At 72.5% G+C, this 18,160-nt stretch carries 11 protein-coding genes; 6 read left to right on the top strand and 5 right to left on the bottom strand.

Going from position 1 to position 18,160, the window contains the following annotated elements:
* Positions 1-103: 103 nt before the first annotated feature.
* On the top strand, positions 104-958 hold the full coding sequence (locus ACZ4TO_RS18150; RefSeq protein WP_468024701.1) for a GNAT family N-acetyltransferase: 855 nt from the start codon (positions 104-106) through the stop codon (positions 956-958).
* Here ACZ4TO_RS18150 and ACZ4TO_RS18155 read toward each other — a convergent pair.
* From ACZ4TO_RS18155 to ACZ4TO_RS18165, 3 genes are all read right to left on the bottom strand, one after another.
* Positions 941-1,690, bottom strand: a complete 750-nt coding sequence (locus tag ACZ4TO_RS18155; RefSeq protein WP_382796606.1) for a class I SAM-dependent methyltransferase — start codon at positions 1,688-1,690, stop codon at positions 941-943. The two genes, ACZ4TO_RS18150 and ACZ4TO_RS18155, sit on opposite strands and share 18 nt — an antisense overlap.
* Entirely contained in the window at positions 1,674-6,188 is a 4,515-nt protein-coding gene (locus ACZ4TO_RS18160) for an aminotransferase class I/II-fold pyridoxal phosphate-dependent enzyme (RefSeq protein WP_468024803.1), read from the bottom strand. Before ACZ4TO_RS18160 ends, ACZ4TO_RS18155 begins: the two co-directional genes overlap by 17 nt.
* A gap of 187 nt (positions 6,189-6,375) precedes the next feature.
* Positions 6,376-7,125 (bottom strand): TetR/AcrR family transcriptional regulator, encoded by a 750-nt coding sequence (locus ACZ4TO_RS18165; protein ID WP_382796608.1) that lies wholly within the window; start codon positions 7,123-7,125, stop codon positions 6,376-6,378.
* 190 nt (positions 7,126-7,315) lie between these two features.
* Here ACZ4TO_RS18165 and ACZ4TO_RS18170 point away from each other — a divergent pair, with 190 nt between their 5' ends.
* The 4 genes from ACZ4TO_RS18170 to ACZ4TO_RS18185 all read left to right on the top strand — a co-directional run bounded on the left by ACZ4TO_RS18170 (position 7,316) and on the right by ACZ4TO_RS18185 (position 13,059).
* On the top strand, positions 7,316-8,791 hold the full coding sequence (locus ACZ4TO_RS18170; protein WP_468024702.1) for a glycosyltransferase family 4 protein: 1,476 nt from the start codon (positions 7,316-7,318) through the stop codon (positions 8,789-8,791).
* A gap of 71 nt (positions 8,792-8,862) precedes the next feature.
* Positions 8,863-10,194, top strand: coding sequence for a UDP-glucose dehydrogenase family protein (locus tag ACZ4TO_RS18175; protein WP_468024703.1), 1,332 nt, complete (start codon positions 8,863-8,865; stop codon positions 10,192-10,194).
* Between the two features lie 18 nt (positions 10,195-10,212).
* On the top strand, positions 10,213-11,190 hold the full coding sequence (locus ACZ4TO_RS18180) for a UDP-glucuronic acid decarboxylase family protein (RefSeq protein ID WP_382796613.1): 978 nt from the start codon (positions 10,213-10,215) through the stop codon (positions 11,188-11,190).
* A gap of 78 nt (positions 11,191-11,268) precedes the next feature.
* The gene (locus ACZ4TO_RS18185; protein WP_382796615.1) at positions 11,269-13,059 is read left to right on the top strand and encodes a glycoside hydrolase family 15 protein; all 1,791 of its coding nucleotides are present in this window, start codon (positions 11,269-11,271) and stop codon (positions 13,057-13,059) included.
* A 117-nt stretch (positions 13,060-13,176) separates the two neighbouring features.
* Here the strand turns inward: ACZ4TO_RS18185 and galE are convergent, their stop codons facing one another.
* The gene (gene galE, locus ACZ4TO_RS18190; RefSeq protein WP_468024704.1) at positions 13,177-14,232 is read right to left on the bottom strand and encodes a UDP-glucose 4-epimerase GalE; all 1,056 of its coding nucleotides are present in this window, start codon (positions 14,230-14,232) and stop codon (positions 13,177-13,179) included.
* A 189-nt stretch (positions 14,233-14,421) separates the two neighbouring features.
* Positions 14,422-15,171: an MBL fold metallo-hydrolase gene (locus tag ACZ4TO_RS18195; protein WP_382796618.1), complete on the bottom strand. Its 750-nt coding sequence runs from the start codon at positions 15,169-15,171 to the stop codon at positions 14,422-14,424.
* Between the two features lie 789 nt (positions 15,172-15,960).
* Here ACZ4TO_RS18195 and fusA point away from each other — a divergent pair.
* Complete coding sequence (gene fusA, locus ACZ4TO_RS18200) at positions 15,961-18,063, top strand: elongation factor G (RefSeq protein ID WP_385044127.1); 2,103 nt, start codon at positions 15,961-15,963, stop codon at positions 18,061-18,063.
* The last annotated feature ends 97 nt before the right edge of the window (positions 18,064-18,160 follow it).

An 18,160-nucleotide genomic window follows, 5' to 3' on the forward strand; every position in this document is an offset into this window, starting at 1 on the left:
GAGCGGCACGGAGATCGGCAAGGATGCTGCGCGACCGACCGGCCGGCGGACCGCGTGCCCGTACGCCGGCGCGCATCCGACCCGTACGCATTGGAGTGCCCCCATGACCTCTCCGGGACCCGACGGCCTCGTCGTCAGCCAGGCCACGCTCGACGACTGGAAGGTCGTCGGCGGCTGGGCCGCGGACGAGGGATGGAATCCCGGCCTGTCCGACAGCGCGAGCTTCTTCGTACAGGATCCCGGGGGCTTCTTCATCGGACGTGTCGACGGGGAGCCGGTCTCGGCCATCTCGGTGGTCAACCACAGCGACGACTACGCCTTCCTGGGCTTCTATCTCGTACGCCCCGATCTGCGCGGGAAGGGCTACGGCCTCGCCACGTGGGAGACGGCCCTGGCCCACGCGGGCGGCCGGACCGTCGGCCTCGACGGCGTGGTCGCGCAGCAGGACAACTACCGCAAGTCCGGTTTCGAACTCGCCTACCGCACCGCCCGGTTCACCGGCGCGGTGCCGGCCGAGGAGGAGCCGGCCGACGTGCGCGCGGCCGGGCCGGCGGACCACGCGGCGATCACCGCGTACGACAGCGCCTGCTACCCGGCCGACCGGCCGGTGTTCCTGGAGTCGTGGCTGACCGCCCCCGGACACCGCACCTTCGTCCGGCACACCGACGGCCGGCTGAGCGGGTACGCCGTGATCCGTCCGGCGCGTGACTCCCTGCGGGTCGGGCCGCTGTTCGCCGACACCGCCGACGACGCCCGCGCCCTCTTCTCCGCGCTCGCCGCCGCCGCGGACGGCGGGCCGCTCGCCGTCGATGTGCCCCTGATCAACACGGCGGCGGTCGCCCTGGTCGAGGAGCTCGGTCTGGCCCCCTCCTTCGAGACGGCCCGTATGTACACCGGCCCGGTCAGGGAGTTCGCGGGCGAACGCGTGTACGGGGTGACGTCACTGGAACTCGGCTGAGTCCGCGGCCGCGACCCCGGTGAGCAGGACCATGCCGGAGTCCCCGTAGTCCGGCAGGGTCGGGTCCGACGGGATCCGGCTGACCGTGAGCCGGTCGGTGAGCGGGGTGAACACCTCGGTGATCACGTCCGTGTCCACCGGGCAGCCGGGCCAGCGGGACTCCGCGCCGATCCGGTAGGTCGGCATGTTCTCCATGAAGGCGGCGACCAGGTGCCCGCCCGGTGCCGCGCACCGGACGAACCGGCGGCAGAAGTCCTTGAACTCCTCGAAGTCCTCGGTGGCCCCCTCGGCGACGAAGTGCATGGAGGCGAGGTCGTAGCCGCCCGGTTCGATGGACCTCAGGTCGCCGTGCACCAGACGTACCGGGGACAGGGCCGCCTCCAGGGTCTCGGGGACGTCCGGGTTGAGGCTGCGGCACAGGGCGTGGAACGGCAGCCAGCTCTCGTCCGGCGGCCCGCCCAACTGCCGTGACAGGTAGGCGGCGTTGGAGGCACCCGCCTCCACGGCGTCGATGTGACGGCTCGCGGCGGACGCGAGGATCAGCGGATAGAGGTTGGGGCCGGCACCGACCTCCACGGACCGGCGGATGCCGCCCGGCGCGAACGCGCGGTAGAACGCGCTGTGATGGGTGATGACCGCCGCGTCCGCGGGATGCAACTCGCGGTAGTTCTCGCTCAGATAGTCCTCGACGGGCCAACTGTCCCAGTTGACGTCGTCATTGAGAACCGCCATCGCTGACTCCGTCCCTCGGCCGCAGCCGGTAGCGTTCGGTGAGCCGGGTGAGTGTGTCGTTGAGCCGGTCGACGTCCTCGTCGGAGTTGAGGGCGGTGAGCTGGACCCGGAAACCGACCCGGTCGCGTGGTACGAGGGGATAGGCCGCCAGGGTCACGTAGATGCCGTTGTCCCACAGGAACCCGCCGACCCCGTCCAGGTCGTCGGCGTCGGCCAGGGGGATCTCGATGATCGGCAGACGGTCCGTGTTGAGCGTGCCCACCCCGAGCTCCTCCAGATGGTCGAGCACCCGCCCGGTCTTGCGGTACAGATCGGCCCGGATGTCGTCCCCGCGGCTGTCGTTGACGTCGAGCCCGGCCAGCGCCGTGGCCAGGGAGGCGGTGGGGGAGGGACCCGAGTAGAGGTAGGGGCCCGCCGCGGTCTTGAGGCGGTCCTTGAGCGAACTCGGCAGCGCCACGAACGCCAGCAGCGACGAGTACGCCTTGGAGAACCCGCCGACGAGCACGATCCCCTCGTACGACTCTCCCGTGTGCCGGACGATGCTGTTGCCGCGGTCCCCGTACGGACACGACTCGTTCGGGCCGCGCTCCCCGATGACGCCGAAGCCGTGCGCGTCGTCGATGTACAGCAGGGCGTTGCGCGGCCTGCACACCTCGGTGAGCTTCGGCAGGTCGGGGATGTTCCCGCTCATGCTGTTCACGCCGTCCAGGCAGACCAGACGGGGCGACTCGGCGGGCACGGCGTCCAGCATGGTGGCCAGTTCGTCCGGGCGTCCGGCGTGGAACCGGTGCAGCGTCGCGCCCTGTCCGCGGGCCCCCACGCAGCCGTCGAACACGGTCCGGTGCGCCGTGGCCTCGACGAAGACATGACCCTGACCCGCGAGGGCGGGGATCACCGAGGCGTGGATCAGGGTCAGCGTGGGCAGCAGCAGCGTGTCCGGGGCGCCGAGCAGGTCCGCCAGCCGCTCCTCGATGTCGGGGTACAGCCGCGGACTGCCGATCAGCCGGGACCAGCTCGGGTGGGTGCCCCAGCGGCGCACGGCCGGCTCGATCGCCTGGATGATCTCCGGATCGCAGTCGAAGCCGAGGTAGTTGCAGGAGGCGAAGTCGATCATCCAGTGGTCGCCGCTGCGGATGTGCCGGCCACGTACCTCGTCCAGCACGGCGTCGCTCATGGGGCTGGTCTGGCGCAGGTGTTCCAGATCGCGCCAGCGCCTGGAGCGGCGGGTGCTGTCCGACTGCGCGCCGTCCGACCGGGTGCCGTCGGTCCGCTCGCCTTCCGTCCGCCGGCTGTCGGTGCGTGGGCCGTCGCTCCGTGGGCCGTCCTTCTGCGGGTCGTACGGCCGCGGGCCCTCCAGCCGCGGCCCCTCCGACGGCGGACCTTCCGACGGCGGGTGGTCCGACCGCCCGGTGTCGCTCCGCGCCGCCCCGGGCAGGGCGGGCGGCCGTTCGCGCGGGCCGGCGGATTCCGGATCCGTCTGTCCCATGGAGTACCTCGTTTCCGCCGCCCTGTCGGCGGACCGTGCCGGGGTGCGAACCCCGTCGCGCTGCCGCAGCAGGAACTCGCTCTGCTGCACCGTCATCGGCCGGGCGAAAAGGAAACCCTGGCCGAACCGGCACCCCATTCCGGCCAGGAGATCCCGTTGCACCGGATCCTCGATCCCCTCGGCGATCACCTGGATGCCCAGGGTGTCCGCCAGACCGACGATGCCCTCGACGAGTGCGACCTGCCGGGTGTCCAGCGCGATGTCGTCGATGAACGTCTTGTCGATCTTCAAGACGTCCACGGGGAAATCGCGCAGGTACCGCAATGAGGAGTAGCCGCTGCCGAAGTCGTCCACGGCTATATGTACCCCGAGGTCCTTCAGCGAATACAGGACCGCCTGAATCTGCGCGTCCCGGCGCATGAGCACCGTCTCGGTCAGTTCGAGCTGGAGCGACCCCGGGGCGAGCCCCGGGGTCTCCAGCGCCCTGCGCACCTCGGCCAGGAACCCGCTGTCGCGGAACTGGCGGGGCGAGACGTTGACGCTGACGTAGGGCGGGTCCGCCCCGTCGGCCGTCCGCTGGAGTCCGGCGATGTCGGTGGTGGCGTTCGACAGGACCCACGCGCCCAGGGGGGTGATGTGCCCGGTCTCCTCGGCGAGGGCGATGAACTGGTCCGGCGGAACCGGCTCGTGGTGCGGGCGCGGCCAGCGGGCCAGCGCCTCGAAGCCGACGACCTCGCCCGCGCTGATGTCGACGACGGGCTGGTAGCGCAGGGTGAACTCGGACCGGGCGACGGCGCCGTCGAGGCGTGCCTGAAGGTCGTGCCGTTCCACCATCCGCACCCGCAGCCGGGGCAGGAACCTGCGCCACTGCCGCTTGCCCGCGGCCTTGGCCGCGTAGAGGGCCAGGTCCGCGTGACCGAGGAGTTCCTCGGCGTCCGTGCTGTCCCTGGCGGTGGCCACGCCGACGCTCGCGGACACGCTCACCGAGCCCTCGCGCAGACTGAACGGCCTGCTCAGCGCCTGGATCACCTGGGCCGCCAGGAGTTCGGCGTCCAGCGGTTTCTTCGCGTCCTCCATCAGCACCGCGAACTCGTCGCCCCCGAGGCGCGCCGCGGTGTCCGTGCGGCGCAGCGCCCCCGAGAGCCGCTCGCCGACGGCGGTCAGCAGATGGTCGCCGGTGGAGTGCCCCATCGTGTCGTTGACCATCTTGAAGTCGTCGAGGTCGATGAAGAGCAGACAGGTGAGCGTGGTCCCGCGGCGGCTGCGGAGCAGGGCGCGCTCGATCCGCTCCAGGAGCAGGGTCCGGTTGGGCAGACCGGTCAGCGGATCGTGGAACGCCCGCTCCGTCAGCTCGTGTTCCAGGCGCCGTTGCTCGGTCACGTCCCGCAGGGTGATGACCAGACCGGCGACCGTGGGGTCCTTGCGGAGATCGCTGCAGCGCACCTCGACCTCGATGCGGTTGCCGTCGCGCAGCACCCACCAGTGGTCGTGGGTCTCGGGGGCGCCGCCGTTCCGCAGGGCGGCGAGTCCCCTGACCACCCGGGTCCGGTCGCTGGAGTCCACCAGTTCGGGCAGCGGCACCCCGGTCAGCTCCACCTGGCCGAAGACGGCTCGCGCGGAGGGGCTCGCGTACCGGACGGAGTTGTCGTCCTCGACGATCAGGATGACGTCCGAGGCGTTGCGCACCAGCGTGCGGAAGTACGCCTCGCTCTCCTTGCGGATGATCTCCTGGCGCAGCGCGATGCGCTCGACGGCCAGACCTGCGTGCGAGGCCAGGATCTCCAGCGAGCTCTGGATCTCGCGGAGTTGCTGCTCGGGACCCGCCGCCATCAGCACGCCCGGCAGCTCTCCGGTCGGCTCGTCGGGCGGGATCATGGGGCACACCAGGGTGGTCGGCAGACCGTCGAGGCGGCCCGCGATGTCCGCCCCGAGTTCCGTGGTGGGCACGAGATGCGAGCGGCGAGTCGCCAGCCCGCTCGCGTATTCGGCCGGAAGGACGAGACTCCGGTGCAGGACCTTGGGCCCGAACAGCGTGCTGACGGTGGTGTCGCAGGCCCGCGCCACGTCCTGCGGTCTCGATGCCGAGACGAGGGCCGTGGCCGCCGTGCGCAGTGCCTGCTCGCGCGCGACGGCGTCGCGGTGGGCGACCACCATCCCGGAGAGCCGCAGGATCACCAGGAGGAAGAGCGCGGCGGAGAAGACCGCGATCACGGCGGCGTCCTGCGCGTTGCCGCGTCGGCCCTCGTACAGCAGAATCCCGGGTGCCACCAGGGTGGCCGCGGCGAGCAGGAGCAGCCGTCGGGGCGTGGGCCGCAGGGATTCCTGCCGCATCACGGGCCGGGTGAGTTCCACCATCGAGGGATGGAGCCCGGCGAGCCCCCAGGCGGTGTAGAACACGATCCAGCCGGAGTCCAGCAGGGTCCCGGTCTGCCACAGGTCGTTGAGCTGGAGGATCCCGTACGCGATGTCGAAGGTGAGCAGCGTCGCGGTGCCCAGCACGAGGAGCTGCAGTGAGCGGATGCGGCCGGAGCCGTGGCTGGCGGCCAGCAGGCGGGCCAGCATCGCGAGGACGAGGACGTCGCCGATCGGGTAGGCGATGCTGATGGCGCGCTGCTGCCAGGTCATGCCGGGCACATGGGTGAGCGGCTGTACGAGGAAGACCCAGACCGGCAGGGCGAGCCCCAGCGCGAAGATCAGCGCGTCGAGCAGGCTGGGGAGGTCGTGACCGGGCCAGCGGTAGCGGACGAGGCCGTAGAGGCCGCCGGCGAACAGCGGATACACGGCCAGGTAGCAGGCGTCCGCGGGGGAGGGGAACGGGTTGTTGAAGTGGAAGTACGACTCCATCACGTTGTACGACGTGTCGCCCGCGGAGAAGGCCAGCAGCCCGCCGGCCAGCAGGAGCCACGGCCAGCGGTGGGGCGGGCGGTTGACGCGGATTCCGGTGATCATGGCGGCGACGCCGCCGAGCCCGATGACGGCCCACAACGGGGTCCTGGTCGCGGGAACCGCCATGTAGACGACGGTGGTCGCCCCCACCAGGAGGGCGTAGACACCGAGACGCCGTGGCCGCAGGAGGCCGCCTGCGCGGTGATGTGCCCGCAGCAAGCCGAACCGCCTCCCTACGTCGGACGGCACTGGACCGTTCGCCGGGTTCCGGGGCATTGTTGATCGTAGGCACGGGGGGAGGACGGGTGCATCTTCAGTCCGGGGCGAAGCGGTCCAGGAGGGCGTCCAGGCCGGCGTCCAGTCCGTCCGGTCCGCCCCGCTCGGCGAGGGTCGCGGCGATCGCGCGGAGCCGGGGCAGTTCCTGGGGCGGCATCCGGTGCAGGCCCAGCCGGAAGGCGGGGTCCTCCTCGTCCGGGTTGTCCACCATCGCGCGCAGTTCCACGGACACGTAGCCGAGGACCCAGCCGGTGAAGGCGCGGAAGACGGCCGCCGAGCGGGCATCGCCGAGCCCCGCGTCGTGCAGCAGCGCGAGCACCCGTTCGTGTTCCTTGAGCACGGGGAGCGGTCTGCGGGCCAGCGGAACGGCGAGCATGCGGGTGGCGAGCAGCGGCACGGCCCGGGGATGGGAGAGGCAGACCTCGTACATCGCCCGCGCGATCCGGTGCAGTTCGTCGCGCCACGCAGCGGGGTCGGGCGCGGCGGAGCCCTCCGGGGCGGAACCGGCGGACAGGCGCTCGTCGAGTTCGAGGTAGAGGGCCTCGACCAGTCCGTCCAGCAGGGCGTCCTTGCCCTCCGCGTAGCGGTACAGGGCCATGGCCTCGACACCGAGCCGGCCGCCGAGCCGGCGCATGCTCAGGGCCGAGAGTCCTTCCTCGTCCACCAGGTCCAGGGCGGCGGCGAGCACGAGCTTGCGGCTCAGCCGGCCGTAATGGCCCCGGTCGCTGGCGCGCCGCGCCGGTGTGGCGGCCTCACCGCTCTTGTCCCGCGCCCGTTCCCTGGCCATCTCCGCCTCCGTAGGCCCCGCCCGAAGTCCCGCTGCTGTCGACTCTATTCGCCTATGAGACCTACGCGTACGTATACAGCGTATGTGGAGTGAATGTCCTGGATTGACCGGAACGGGTCGCGGGGTGATGATGTACGTATACGTCGTAAATATACGTATTTGCACAGTCGTCCATCGGTGGTGATCGTTGATGCTGTACGGGACTCCCGCCCCCCGCTCGGGGCGGCCGGGCGGCACGGTGGCCGACGGGACGGCGCCGCTCCCGAAGGTCGCGCCCGTCGAGGCACTGCCCCCGGCCCCGCTCCTGCCGCGGATCAAGGTCCTGTACGTCGTCACCCGCTTCGGGGCGGGCGCGGGCGACACCACCCTGCTGGCGGCCGAGGGCACGGACCCCGACCGCTACGAGGTGTGGGTCGCCGGAGCGCCGGGCGGTGACCTGTGGGAACCGGCGCGTGCCGCGGGCGTGCGCACCCTGGGGACACCGGGCTTCCGGCACGCGCTGGGCCCCGCCGACGTGCTCGTGCTGGGACGGCTCCTGCGGCTCATCCGCCGGGAGCGGTTCACCGTCGTGCACACCCATTCCCCGAAGGGCGGGTCCCTCGGCCGGGTGGCCGCACGGCTGTGCCGCGCCCCCGTCGTGGTGCACACCCTCCACGGACTGAGCTTCCACCCGTACACCGCCCGCCCCGGGCACCCGGCCCACCGCGCCCTGGAGCACGTGACACGGCGACTGGCCCACCGGTTCCCCGCTCTCGCCCCGCGCGTGCCGCGGGCGGCGGGGGCCGGGGAGCCTGTGGCGCCGTCGCACCGCGGGGAGGTCCCGCCCGCCGCCGTACGGCCGGGCGACACCCCCGTGACGTTCGACCCGGCGGCCCGCGAGCGGCTCGGCGTCCCGCGCGAGGCGGCACTCGTCGGGACGGTCGGCAGTGCCGGCACCCGGAACAACTCCCTGGCCTTCGTCCGTATGGCGGCCGCGGTCCGTGCGGAACACCCGGACACCGCGTTCGTCATGATCGGGGACGGCCCGCCGGCGGAAGAGATGCGACGGCTCGCCGCGGACCTCGGCGTCGAGGTGACGCTCACCGGACCGCGTCCGGACGCCGACCGGCTCGTGGCCGGACTGGACGTGTTCGTGACCACCTCCCTGTACGAAGGTCCCGGCCGGGCGCTCACCAGGGCCCTGGCCGCCGCCCGTCCCGTCGTCGCGACGGCCGTGAGCGGGGTGCCCGACCTGGTGGAGCACGGAGCCACGGGACTGCTCGTGACACCGGCCGACCCGGCCGCCACCGCACGCGCGGTGGGCTGGCTTCTCGACCATCCGCGCGAGGCGACCGAGATGGGCCGTCAGGGCGGCCGCCGGGTCCGCGGCCCCGTCGTGTCCGAGCCCGCCGTCACGTCCGAGGCCACGTCCGAGGCCCGCCCGGGTCCGGAGAGCCGCCTCGCGCCGGACGCCCCCGTGGCACCGGGGAGCCCCCTCGCGTCCGAGGCCCGCCCGGCGCACGAGACCTCCTTCGCCGACGAGAGTTCATCGGCACCCGACCCCGCCCGCACACCCGACACCGCCCGAGCGCCCGGCACCCCGCGCGGGGCCGTCCGCGCCCGCCGCCGCGGACGGACGGGCCTGCCCGGCGGCGGGCGCGTCCCGGAAGGTGCCGCCCGCCCCTGAATCCTTCGGTCCCACCGACACCACCAGCCCGGCGGCCACGAGCCGACCACACGCCGACCACGGAGAACGACATGCGTCTGACAGTCATCGGCACCGGATACGTCGGCGCGGTGCACGCCGCCTGCATGGCCGACATCGGACACGAGGTCCTCGGCGTCGACGTCGACGAGGACAGGATCGCCGCCCTGACCGCGGGCACGCCCCCGTTCTTCGAACCCGGCCTGTCCGAGACGCTCATGAGAGCCGTGGACACGGGCCGGCTGCGCTTCACCACCTCACCGGCCGAGGCCGCCCGCTTCGCCGACACGCACTTCGTCTGCGTCGGCACCCCCCAGCATCCCGAGACGGGCGCCGCGGACCTCCGCTATGTGGAGGCGGCCGTGGACGGGCTGGCGTCCGGGCTCCGCGACTGCGGTCACGAACGGGTCCTGGTGGTCGGCAAGTCCACCGTCCCGGTCGGCACCGCGGCCCGCCTCGCCGAACGGCTGCGCGCCACCGCTCCGGGAGCCGACGTGGCCTGGAACCCGGAATTCCTGCGCGAGGGCTGCGCCGTCCAGGACACCCTGCGGCCCGAACGCATCGTGGTCGGCACCCGGAAGGGCGCCGACTGGGCCGAGGCGCGGCTCCGCGAGATCTACGCGCCGCTGCTGGAGGCGGGCGCCCCGTTCATCGCCACCGACCCGGCCACCGCCGAACTGGTGAAGGTCGCCTCCAACTCCTTCCTCGCCACCAAGATCTCCTTCATCAACGCCATGGCCGAGATCTGCGAGGCCGCCGGGGCCGACGTGCTCACCCTGGCCGAGGCGATGGGCCGGGACTCCCGCATAGGACCCCGATTCCTCGCCCCCGGACTCGGATTCGGCGGGAGCTGCCTGCCCAAGGACATCCGGGCCTTCGCCACCCGCGCCGAGGAACTCGGACGCGGCGGCTCCGTCGCCTTCCTGCGCCAGGTCGACGAGATCAACACACGGCAGCGACTGCGCACCGTCGACCTCGCGGCGCGCCTTCTGGGAGGCTCCTTCACCGGCCGGAGCGTCGCGGTGCTCGGTGCCGCCTTCAAGCCCGGCAGCGACGACGTCCGGGACTCGCCCGCGCTCGTGGTCGCCGACGAGATACGCCGCCGCGGCGCACAGGTCCGCGTGCACGACTTCGAGGCGATCGACAACGCCCGAGTCGCGTACCCCGCGCTCCAGTTCGCCCTGGACGTGACGAAGGCCTGCGAGCGGGCCGACGTCGTCCTGCACCTCACCGAGTGGCCCCAGTACCGGGACCTGGACCCCGCCGCGCTCGCGACGGTCGTGCGCTCCCCGGTGCTGGTGGACGCCCGGAACACCCTGGACCCGGAACGGTGGGGCTCGGCGGGATGGGCGCTGCACGCCCTGGGCCGTCCGGGACCCACCTGACCTGCGGGAGGAGAGACCATGCGTGTCGTCGTGTCCGGCGGAAGCGGCTTCCTGGGATCGCATCTGTGCGAGGCCCTGCTGAACCGAGGTGACAGCGTCTGCTGTCTGGACAACCTGTCCTCGGGCCGCCCCGCCAACATCGCACCGCTCCGGCACGATCCCCGGTTCGCCTTCGAGGCGTGGGACGTCACCGAGCCGTTCAGCGTCTCCGGGAACGTGGACGCCGTGGTGCACCTCGCGAGCCCCGCCTCGCCCGTCGACTACCAGCGCTTCCCGCTGGAGACCCTGGCCGCGGGCAGCAGGGGTACCGAGAACCTGCTGCGGCTCGCCGACCGGAACTCGGCCCGGTTCGTCCTGGCCTCCACCAGCGAGGTCTACGGCGATCCCAAGGTGCATCCGCAGGACGAGTCGTACTGGGGACACGTCAACCCGATCGGACCCCGCAGCGTCTACGACGAGGCCAAGCGCTACGCCGAGGCCCTGTCCATGGCGTACCGGCGGTCCCGCGCGGTCGACGTGGGGATCGTCCGCATCTTCAACACCTACGGCCCCCGCATGCGCTCCTACGACGGCCGGGTGGTCTCCAGTTTCATCCGCCAGGCCCTCGCCGGCGAGCCCCTGACCCTCTTCGGGGACGGCAGCCAGACCCGCAGCTTCTGTTACGTCGACGACCTCGTCCGGGGTCTGATGGCCATGGTCGACTCCCACCGGCCGGGCCCGTTCAACCTCGGGAACCCCAACGAGCGGACCGTGCGCGAGCTCGCGGAGCTCGTCGTGACGATCACCGGATCGCGCAGCGGGCTGCGCTTCCTGCCCCTGCCCGTCGACGACCCGGTCCGGCGGCGTCCCGTCGTCTCCCGCGCCCGGGAAGCGCTCGGGTGGTACCCGAGGGTGTCCCTGCAGGACGGTCTGCGGCACACCGTCGACTGGTTCGCGGCGCAGTCCCGGGGAACCACGCGGCCCTACGAGCCGTCCCCCGTGGGACGGTCTTCGTGACGGGGCCAGGAGGCGAACTCCCGTGGCGCGGACATATGCTCAAGGGGCTGCAATCTCCACGGCAGCGCGGCTTCGATCATGAACGCACCCATCGAGGACTACGCCCTCATCAGCGATCTGGAAACCGCTGCCATGGTCGGCAGAGACGGCTCCATCGACTGGCTGTGCCTGCCCCGGTTCGACTCCCCGGCCTGTCTGGCCGCGATGCTGGGCACGGAGGACAACGGATTCTGGCGGATCGCGCCGGCCTCCCGCGCGGTGCGCGCTCCCTGTACGGGCCGCGCCTACCGGCCGGACACGCTCGTCCTGGAGTCCCGCTGGGAGACGCCCACGGGCGCCGTCCGCGTCATCGACTTCATGCCGCCGCGCAGTCAACTGCCGTGCATCGTGCGCATGGTGGAGGGGCTGTCGGGCTCCGTGACGATGCGCAGCGAACTGCGGCTGCGCTTCCACCAGGGCAGGGTCGTGCCGTGGATCCAGGCCGGTGAGGCCTGTACGGTCGCGGTCGCCGGGCCGGACGCCGTGTGGCTGAACGCCGAGGGCATGGAGGCGCGGCCCGGTGGCGAGGCCTCCACCGTCCACGAGTTCACGGTCCTGGCCGGGCGCAGGACGACCCTGACGTTCGTCTGGGCACCCTCGTACGTCCCGGAGCCGCCCGCGCCGCTGTCGGTTCCGGCGGAGACGGTGCTCAAGGAGACCGGTGACTTCTGGCGGCGCTGGACCGCCCAGTGCCACTACCAGGGGCCCTGGCGCGACGCCGTCGTGCGGTCCCTGATCACCCTCAAGGCGCTCACGTACGCGCCGACCGGGGGCATCGTCGCGGCCCCGACGACCTCGCTGCCCGGCCGCATCGGCGGCGAGCGCAACTGGGACCACCGCTTCTGCTGGCTGCGTGATTCCGCGCTGACGCTGTCGTGCCTGCTGCGCGGCGGCTACCGCGAGGAGGCCACGGCCTGGCTGGGCTGGCTGCTACGGGCCGTCGCGGGGGACCCCGCCCACATCCAGACCGTGTACGGCGTCGGCGGACAGCGGCTGCTGCGGGAGACGGAGGCGCCGTGGCTGCCTGGCTACGAGGGCTCGCGGCCGGTCCGCTTCGGGAACTCGGCCATGAGCCAGTTCCAGCTCGACGTGTACGGCGACGTGCTCGACGCGCTGCTGCTGTCGCTGCGGGCGGGCATCCCCATGCCCCGTCAGGTGTGGAGCCTGGTGGAGGCCATGATGGGCCAGCTCCGTCTGCACTGGCGCGAGCCGGACCAGGGCCTGTGGCAGGTACGCGGCCCGGCACGGCAGTTCGTCCACTCCAAGGTGATGGCCTGGGTGGCGGCGGACCGCGCGCTGCGGATGGGCGAGCTGCTCGGCAAAAACGGGTCCTCGGACGTCTGGCGGGCGCTGCGGGACGAGGTGCACCGCGAGGTGTGCCGGGAGGGCTGGGACGCGGGACGTGGGTCCTTCGTCCAGTCCTACGGTTCGCCGGCGCTGGACGCCTCGGCGCTGCTGATCCCCCGGCTGGGCTTCCTGCCCGCGGAGGACGAGCGGGTGCGCGGCACCGTGCGGGCCATGCGGGAGCTGAGCGACGGAGGATTCGTGCGCCGGTACGCGCCGAACGGGCAGGGTGTGCACGGGGTGGACGGGATGCCCGGCGGCGAGGGCGCGTTCGTCGCGTGTTCCCTCTGGTACGCCGACGCGCTCGCCGCGAGCGGACACCGGGAGGAGGCGACGGAGGTGTTCGAGCGCGTCCTGGCGATCCGCAACGACCTCGGTCTGCTCTCGGAGCAGTGGGACCCGGAGGCCGGCCGCCAACTGGGCAACGCGCCGCAGGCGTTCAGTCACATCGCGCTGGTGGAGACGGCGTTCCTGCTGTCGGAGTGATCAAGCCACCCCTGTCGGCGTGACCGAGCCGCCCGTGATTGAGCCGTCACGTGACCGAGCCGTCCGTGATGGAGCTGTCAGGGGGTGAGGGCGGGTGTCGACGGGGGAGTTCGGGTGTCAGTCCTTGCCGGAGGAACGCCGGGCGGACCCGGCGTAGCCCTGCGGGTTGAGCTGGATGAACCGCCACGCGTCCCGGCACATGTCGGCGAGGTCCCGTGAGGGGTGCCAGCCCCAGGCGCGCGCCACGGCCGAGGCGTCCGCCACGAGTTCGGCGACATCGCCCGGACGGCGCCCGACCATCTCGTACGGCAGCGGTCTGCCGCATTCCGCGGAGAAGGTGGCGATCACGTCGAGGACCGAACTCCCCTTGCCTATGCCGAGGTTGTACACGTGCATGCCCCGCTCGTCGGCGAGGTGGTCGAGGGCGACGCGATGGGCCTCGACGGTGTCCATGACGTGCAGATAGTCGCGGATCGCCGTCCCGTCCGCCGTCGGGTAGTCGTCACCGAAGACGCGGAGGCGTTCCTGCCGCCCGATGGCCACCTGGGCCAGAGCCGGCAGCAGGTTCTCGGGGGAGTCGCCGGGGTCCTCGCCGAGGAGTCCACTGGGGTGGGCGCCCGCCGGGTTGAAGTACCGCAGGCACAGCACGGTGTACTCCGGGTGGCGGCGGCAGACGTCGGCGAGGATCTGCTCGCAGATGACCTTGGAGGCGGCGTACGGATTCGTCGGCCGGGCCGGGGTCGACTCGTCGAGGGGTCCGCGGCCGGCGTCGCCGTACACGGAGCAGGACGAGGAGAAGACGAGCTGGTGCACACCGTGCTCGTGCATGGTGTTCAGCAGCGCGGTCGTTCCGCCGACGTTGGTGTCGTAGTACTCGATGGGCATCCGCGTCGACGTGCCGACCGCCTTGTGTGCCGCGAAGTGCAGGACGGCGTCGACGGAGTGACGGTCGAAGACGGCCGAGAGCGCGCGGCGGTCACGGATGTCCAGCTCGTAGACGGTGCCGAGGAAGCGGCCCGCGATGCGTTCCACCCGGGCGAAGACCTGTGGGCTGCTGTTGGAATAGTCGTCGACCACGATCAGCTCGTAACCGTGGTCGAGCAGTTCGACGCAGGCGTGACTACCGATGAATCCTGCGCCGCCCGTGACGAGAATGGTCGAGGGGGCGCTCATGTGCCCGGCTCCTTCGTGTGCGCTCGGGCGGCGGTCGGGTGAAGCCAAAGATCAAACGACGTATGTTTACGACGTATATGTACAACTTTGCACCGTTCCGCCCCCTCCGTCAAGTGGCGGCGGGCCCCCGTGGCCGTCGGGCTGGCCGTCGGGCCGGACGGCCGGTCGGGCTCCCGCCGCCCGGCTCGGTCAGCCGGCCAGCTCCCGGGCACGCCGGGCCGCCTGGCCCACCGGAGCGCGGTGCACGGGCCCGTGTCCGGGCAGCAGCACGTCGGCCTCGAGGGTCTCGATCCGTTCGAGCGAGGCGAGCGCTCCGGCCCGCTCGGTGTCGAACATCCTGGGCAGGAGCTGGGGCCCCCGTATCCGCGAGGTGGGGTGCCCGCTCACCAGGGCGTCACCGGAGATCAGTACGCCGGCCTGCGGCAGGTGATAGACGCAGTGGCCGGGTGTGTGGCCCGGCGTGTGCACCGGGACGGGTCGCCCCGGCAGGTCGAGCGGGCCCGCGTGCGGGAAGGCCTCGGGCTTCGTCATGGCCACGTCCGCCGTGCCGCCGGAACGCAGGGCGTGCACCATCCAGGGCAGCACGCCGGGGCGCCACGCCTGCCGCACCACCTGTCCGACGCTCACCTGGTGGAGGAACTCACGGCGCGCGTGCGGCACCTCGGTCTCGTGGAGCTGGACCGGAGTGCCGTAGGTGGCGTTCAGGAACTCGGCGGAGCCGAGGTGATCGCTGTGGGCGTGGGTGATGAGCACGGCGGTCACCGCCTCGGGCGCGTGGCCGAGGGTCTTCAGTGACGCCAGGAGCCTCTCGCGGTCCCCGGGGTATCCCGTGTCGATCAGGGTGACGGAGTCGCCCTCGGACAGCACCACCCAGTTCGTGTTGCTGCCGTGCACCAGATGGACTCCGGGCGCTGCTTCGACGATCGTTTCCTCGCTCATGACCATCCTGACGTCGGACAACCGCTGCAAGCCCAAGGGGCTCTGACAGGGCGAAAGGTATCGCGAACGCGGGATGCGACCGGAGGCGGAGCCGGGACCGGGCCGGGTCCGGGCCGGTCCCGAGCGGGGACCGAGCGGGGACTGGGCCGGGAGGCGATCCGGGACCGCGCGCCGGCCCGTGGAATCGGCCGCCTCAAGTCCGGTGCCGAACTCCGGCCCGTCGGAAGGGAAAACCTCCGTGCCGAGCTCCGCCCGGCCGGACCGGTCGCGGAGACCCCGGTGCCGCGCCCCGGCCCGCCGGAAGGGGAAACCCCCGTGCCGAGCTCCGCCCCGCCGGGCCGGTCGCGGAAAGCCCGGTGCCGCGCCCCGGCCTGCCGGGCCGGTCGCGGAGACCCCGGTGCCGCGCCCCGCCCCGCCGGACCCGTCTCGGAAAACCCGGTGCCGAGCCCCGGCCCCGTTCCCTACACTCGCCACGGAATCGCACACCACCGCTCCCGGTGACGTGTGCGCCGTGACGAACGAGGGGAGCCGGGCCGTGCGTTACCGCACCGCTGTCGTCGTCCCCCCGTCACAGTACGAGGTGATCCTCGTGTCCTCGTGGGCCCGGTACCGGCTGCGCGGCCGGAACCGGACGCCCGCGACGACTCACTGACCTCCGCCCGCACGCCGGCGACCGCACACCCGGTCGCCGTGCGCCGTGCCCGCGGGAGGTCCGCCACCGCCTGATCCAGGCGTGTCGTCCGGGAATCGCGCCGACCCGTTTCCGGATCGTCCGAAAGGCCCTCGGCCGTGCGTACCGACCTGCACCGTCACCTCACCGACCCCGTCACCGGCCCCCTCGCCGTCGTCCGCAACCTGGGCATCCTCGCCCACGTCGACGCCGGGAAGACCACCGTGACCGAACGGATCCTCTATCTCACCGGCACCATCCACAAACGGGGCGAGGTCCATGACGGCACCACCGTCACCGACTTCGACCCGCAGGAGCGCGACCGCGGCATCACCATCTTCGCCGCGGCCGTCACCTGCGCCTGGGACGGCCACCGGATCAACCTGCTCGACACCCCGGGACACGTCGACTTCTCCGACGAGGTCGAGCGCTCGCTCCGCGTCCTCGACGGAGCCGTCGCGGTGTTCGACGCCGTGGCGGGCGTCGAGCCGCAGAGCGAGTCGGTGTGGCGGCGGGCCGACCGGCACGGCGTCCCGCGGATCGCCTTCGTGAACAAGCTGGACCGCGCGGGCGCCGACCTGGACGCCGCCGTCGACTCGATCCGCGAGCGGCTGCATCCGGCGCCCCTGGTCGTCCAGTTGCCCATCGGCACGGAGGACGCCTTCACCGGCGTGGTCGATCTGCTGCGGATGCGCGCGCTGGTGTGGGCCGACGGCGCCGAGTCCGCCGAGGAGATCCCGGTGCCGCGGGACCTGCTGGAGGAGGCCCGGCGCCGGCGCCGGCTCCTGGAGGAGGCGGTGGCGGAACTCCATCCGGCGGCCCTGGAGGAGTTCTGCGTCAGCTCCACCCTCTCGGCACGGACCCTGGCGTCCGCGCTGCGCGACCTGACCCGTACCGGTGAGGGCGTCGTGGTGCTGTGCGGCTCGGCCTACCGCAACCGCGGTGTCGAACCACTGCTGGACGCCATGGTGGCCTACCTGCCCTCGCCGCTCGACGTGCCCGCCGTCCGCGGCACGCACCAGGGCGCGGAACGGGAACGGGAGGCGGACCCGGCGGCACCGTTCGCGGGCCTGGTGTTCAAGGTGAACGCCACCGCGACCGGACGGATGACGTACCTGCGTGTCTACTCGGGCACGGTGGAGAAGGGACAGACGGTGCTGGACGTCGGCACGGGGCGCACCGAGCGGATCGCCCGCATCCTGCGCGTACGGGCCGACCGCCACGCGGAGCTGGAGCGCGCGGTGGCCGGTGACATCGTCGCCGTGATCGGGCCGAAGTCCGCCCGGGCCGGGGCGACCCTGTGCGCCCCCGGGGCGCCGCTGCTCCTCGAACCGCCGGTCGTCGCCGATCCGGTGGTGTCCGTCGCGGTCGAGGCGCGCACGAGCACCGAGACCGACCGCCTGGTGACGGCGCTGGCGCGGCTGGCCGAGGAGGATCCCTCCCTGGTCGTCCGCACCGACCCCGAGACCGGGCAGACGGTGCTGTCGGGCATGGGAGAACTGCATCTGGAGGTGGCGGTGGAGAAGATCCGGCGCGCCCACGGGCTCGACGCCGCCGTCGGGCGGCCGAGGGTGGCCTACCGCGAGACGGTCGCCCGCGGGGTGTCGGGACGGGTGTACCGGCATGTCAAACAGGACGGCGGCGCCGGGCAGTTCGCCCATGTCGTCCTCGACGTGGAACCGCTGGGGACGGACCCCGGCGGTACCGGGGAGGCGGCGACGGGCTTCGTCTTCGGTTCGACGGTCGTCGGCGGCCGGGTGCCGCAGGAGTACGTCCGTGCCGTGGAGGCGGGCTGCCGGGACGCGCTCGCCGAGGGTCCCCTCGGCGGTCACCCGGTGACCGGGCTGCGCGTCACCCTCACCGACGGGGCGACCCATGCGAAGGACTCCTCGGAGATGGCGTTCCGCGCGGCCGGCCGGTTCGGGCTGCGCGAGGCGCTGCGCGCCAGTGCGATGGTCCTGCTGGAGCCGGTGGCCGAGGTCACCGTCACCGTGCCCGAGGAAGCCGTGGGCGGAGTGCTCGGCGACCTCGCGGCCCGGCGCGGAAGGGTCTCGGGCTCGCTCACCCGCGGGAGCACGTCGGTGATCACCGCCACCGTGCCGCTGGCCGAACTCTTCGGCTACGCGACCCGGTTGCGCAGCCGGACCCAGGGCCGGGGCGTGTTCACGACCCGCCCCGCCGGCCTCGCCCCGGCCCCCGCCCAGGGAGCGCCCGCCCGGTGACCCCGAGCGGTCCCGTTCCCGAGGACGCCCGCTGAGGACGGCTGTTGAGGAAGCCCGTCGAGGACGGCTCCGCCCCGAGAAGGGCGGGGCCGTTCTC

It is taken from the genome of Streptomyces sp. NPDC028298 (genome assembly GCF_055565895.1).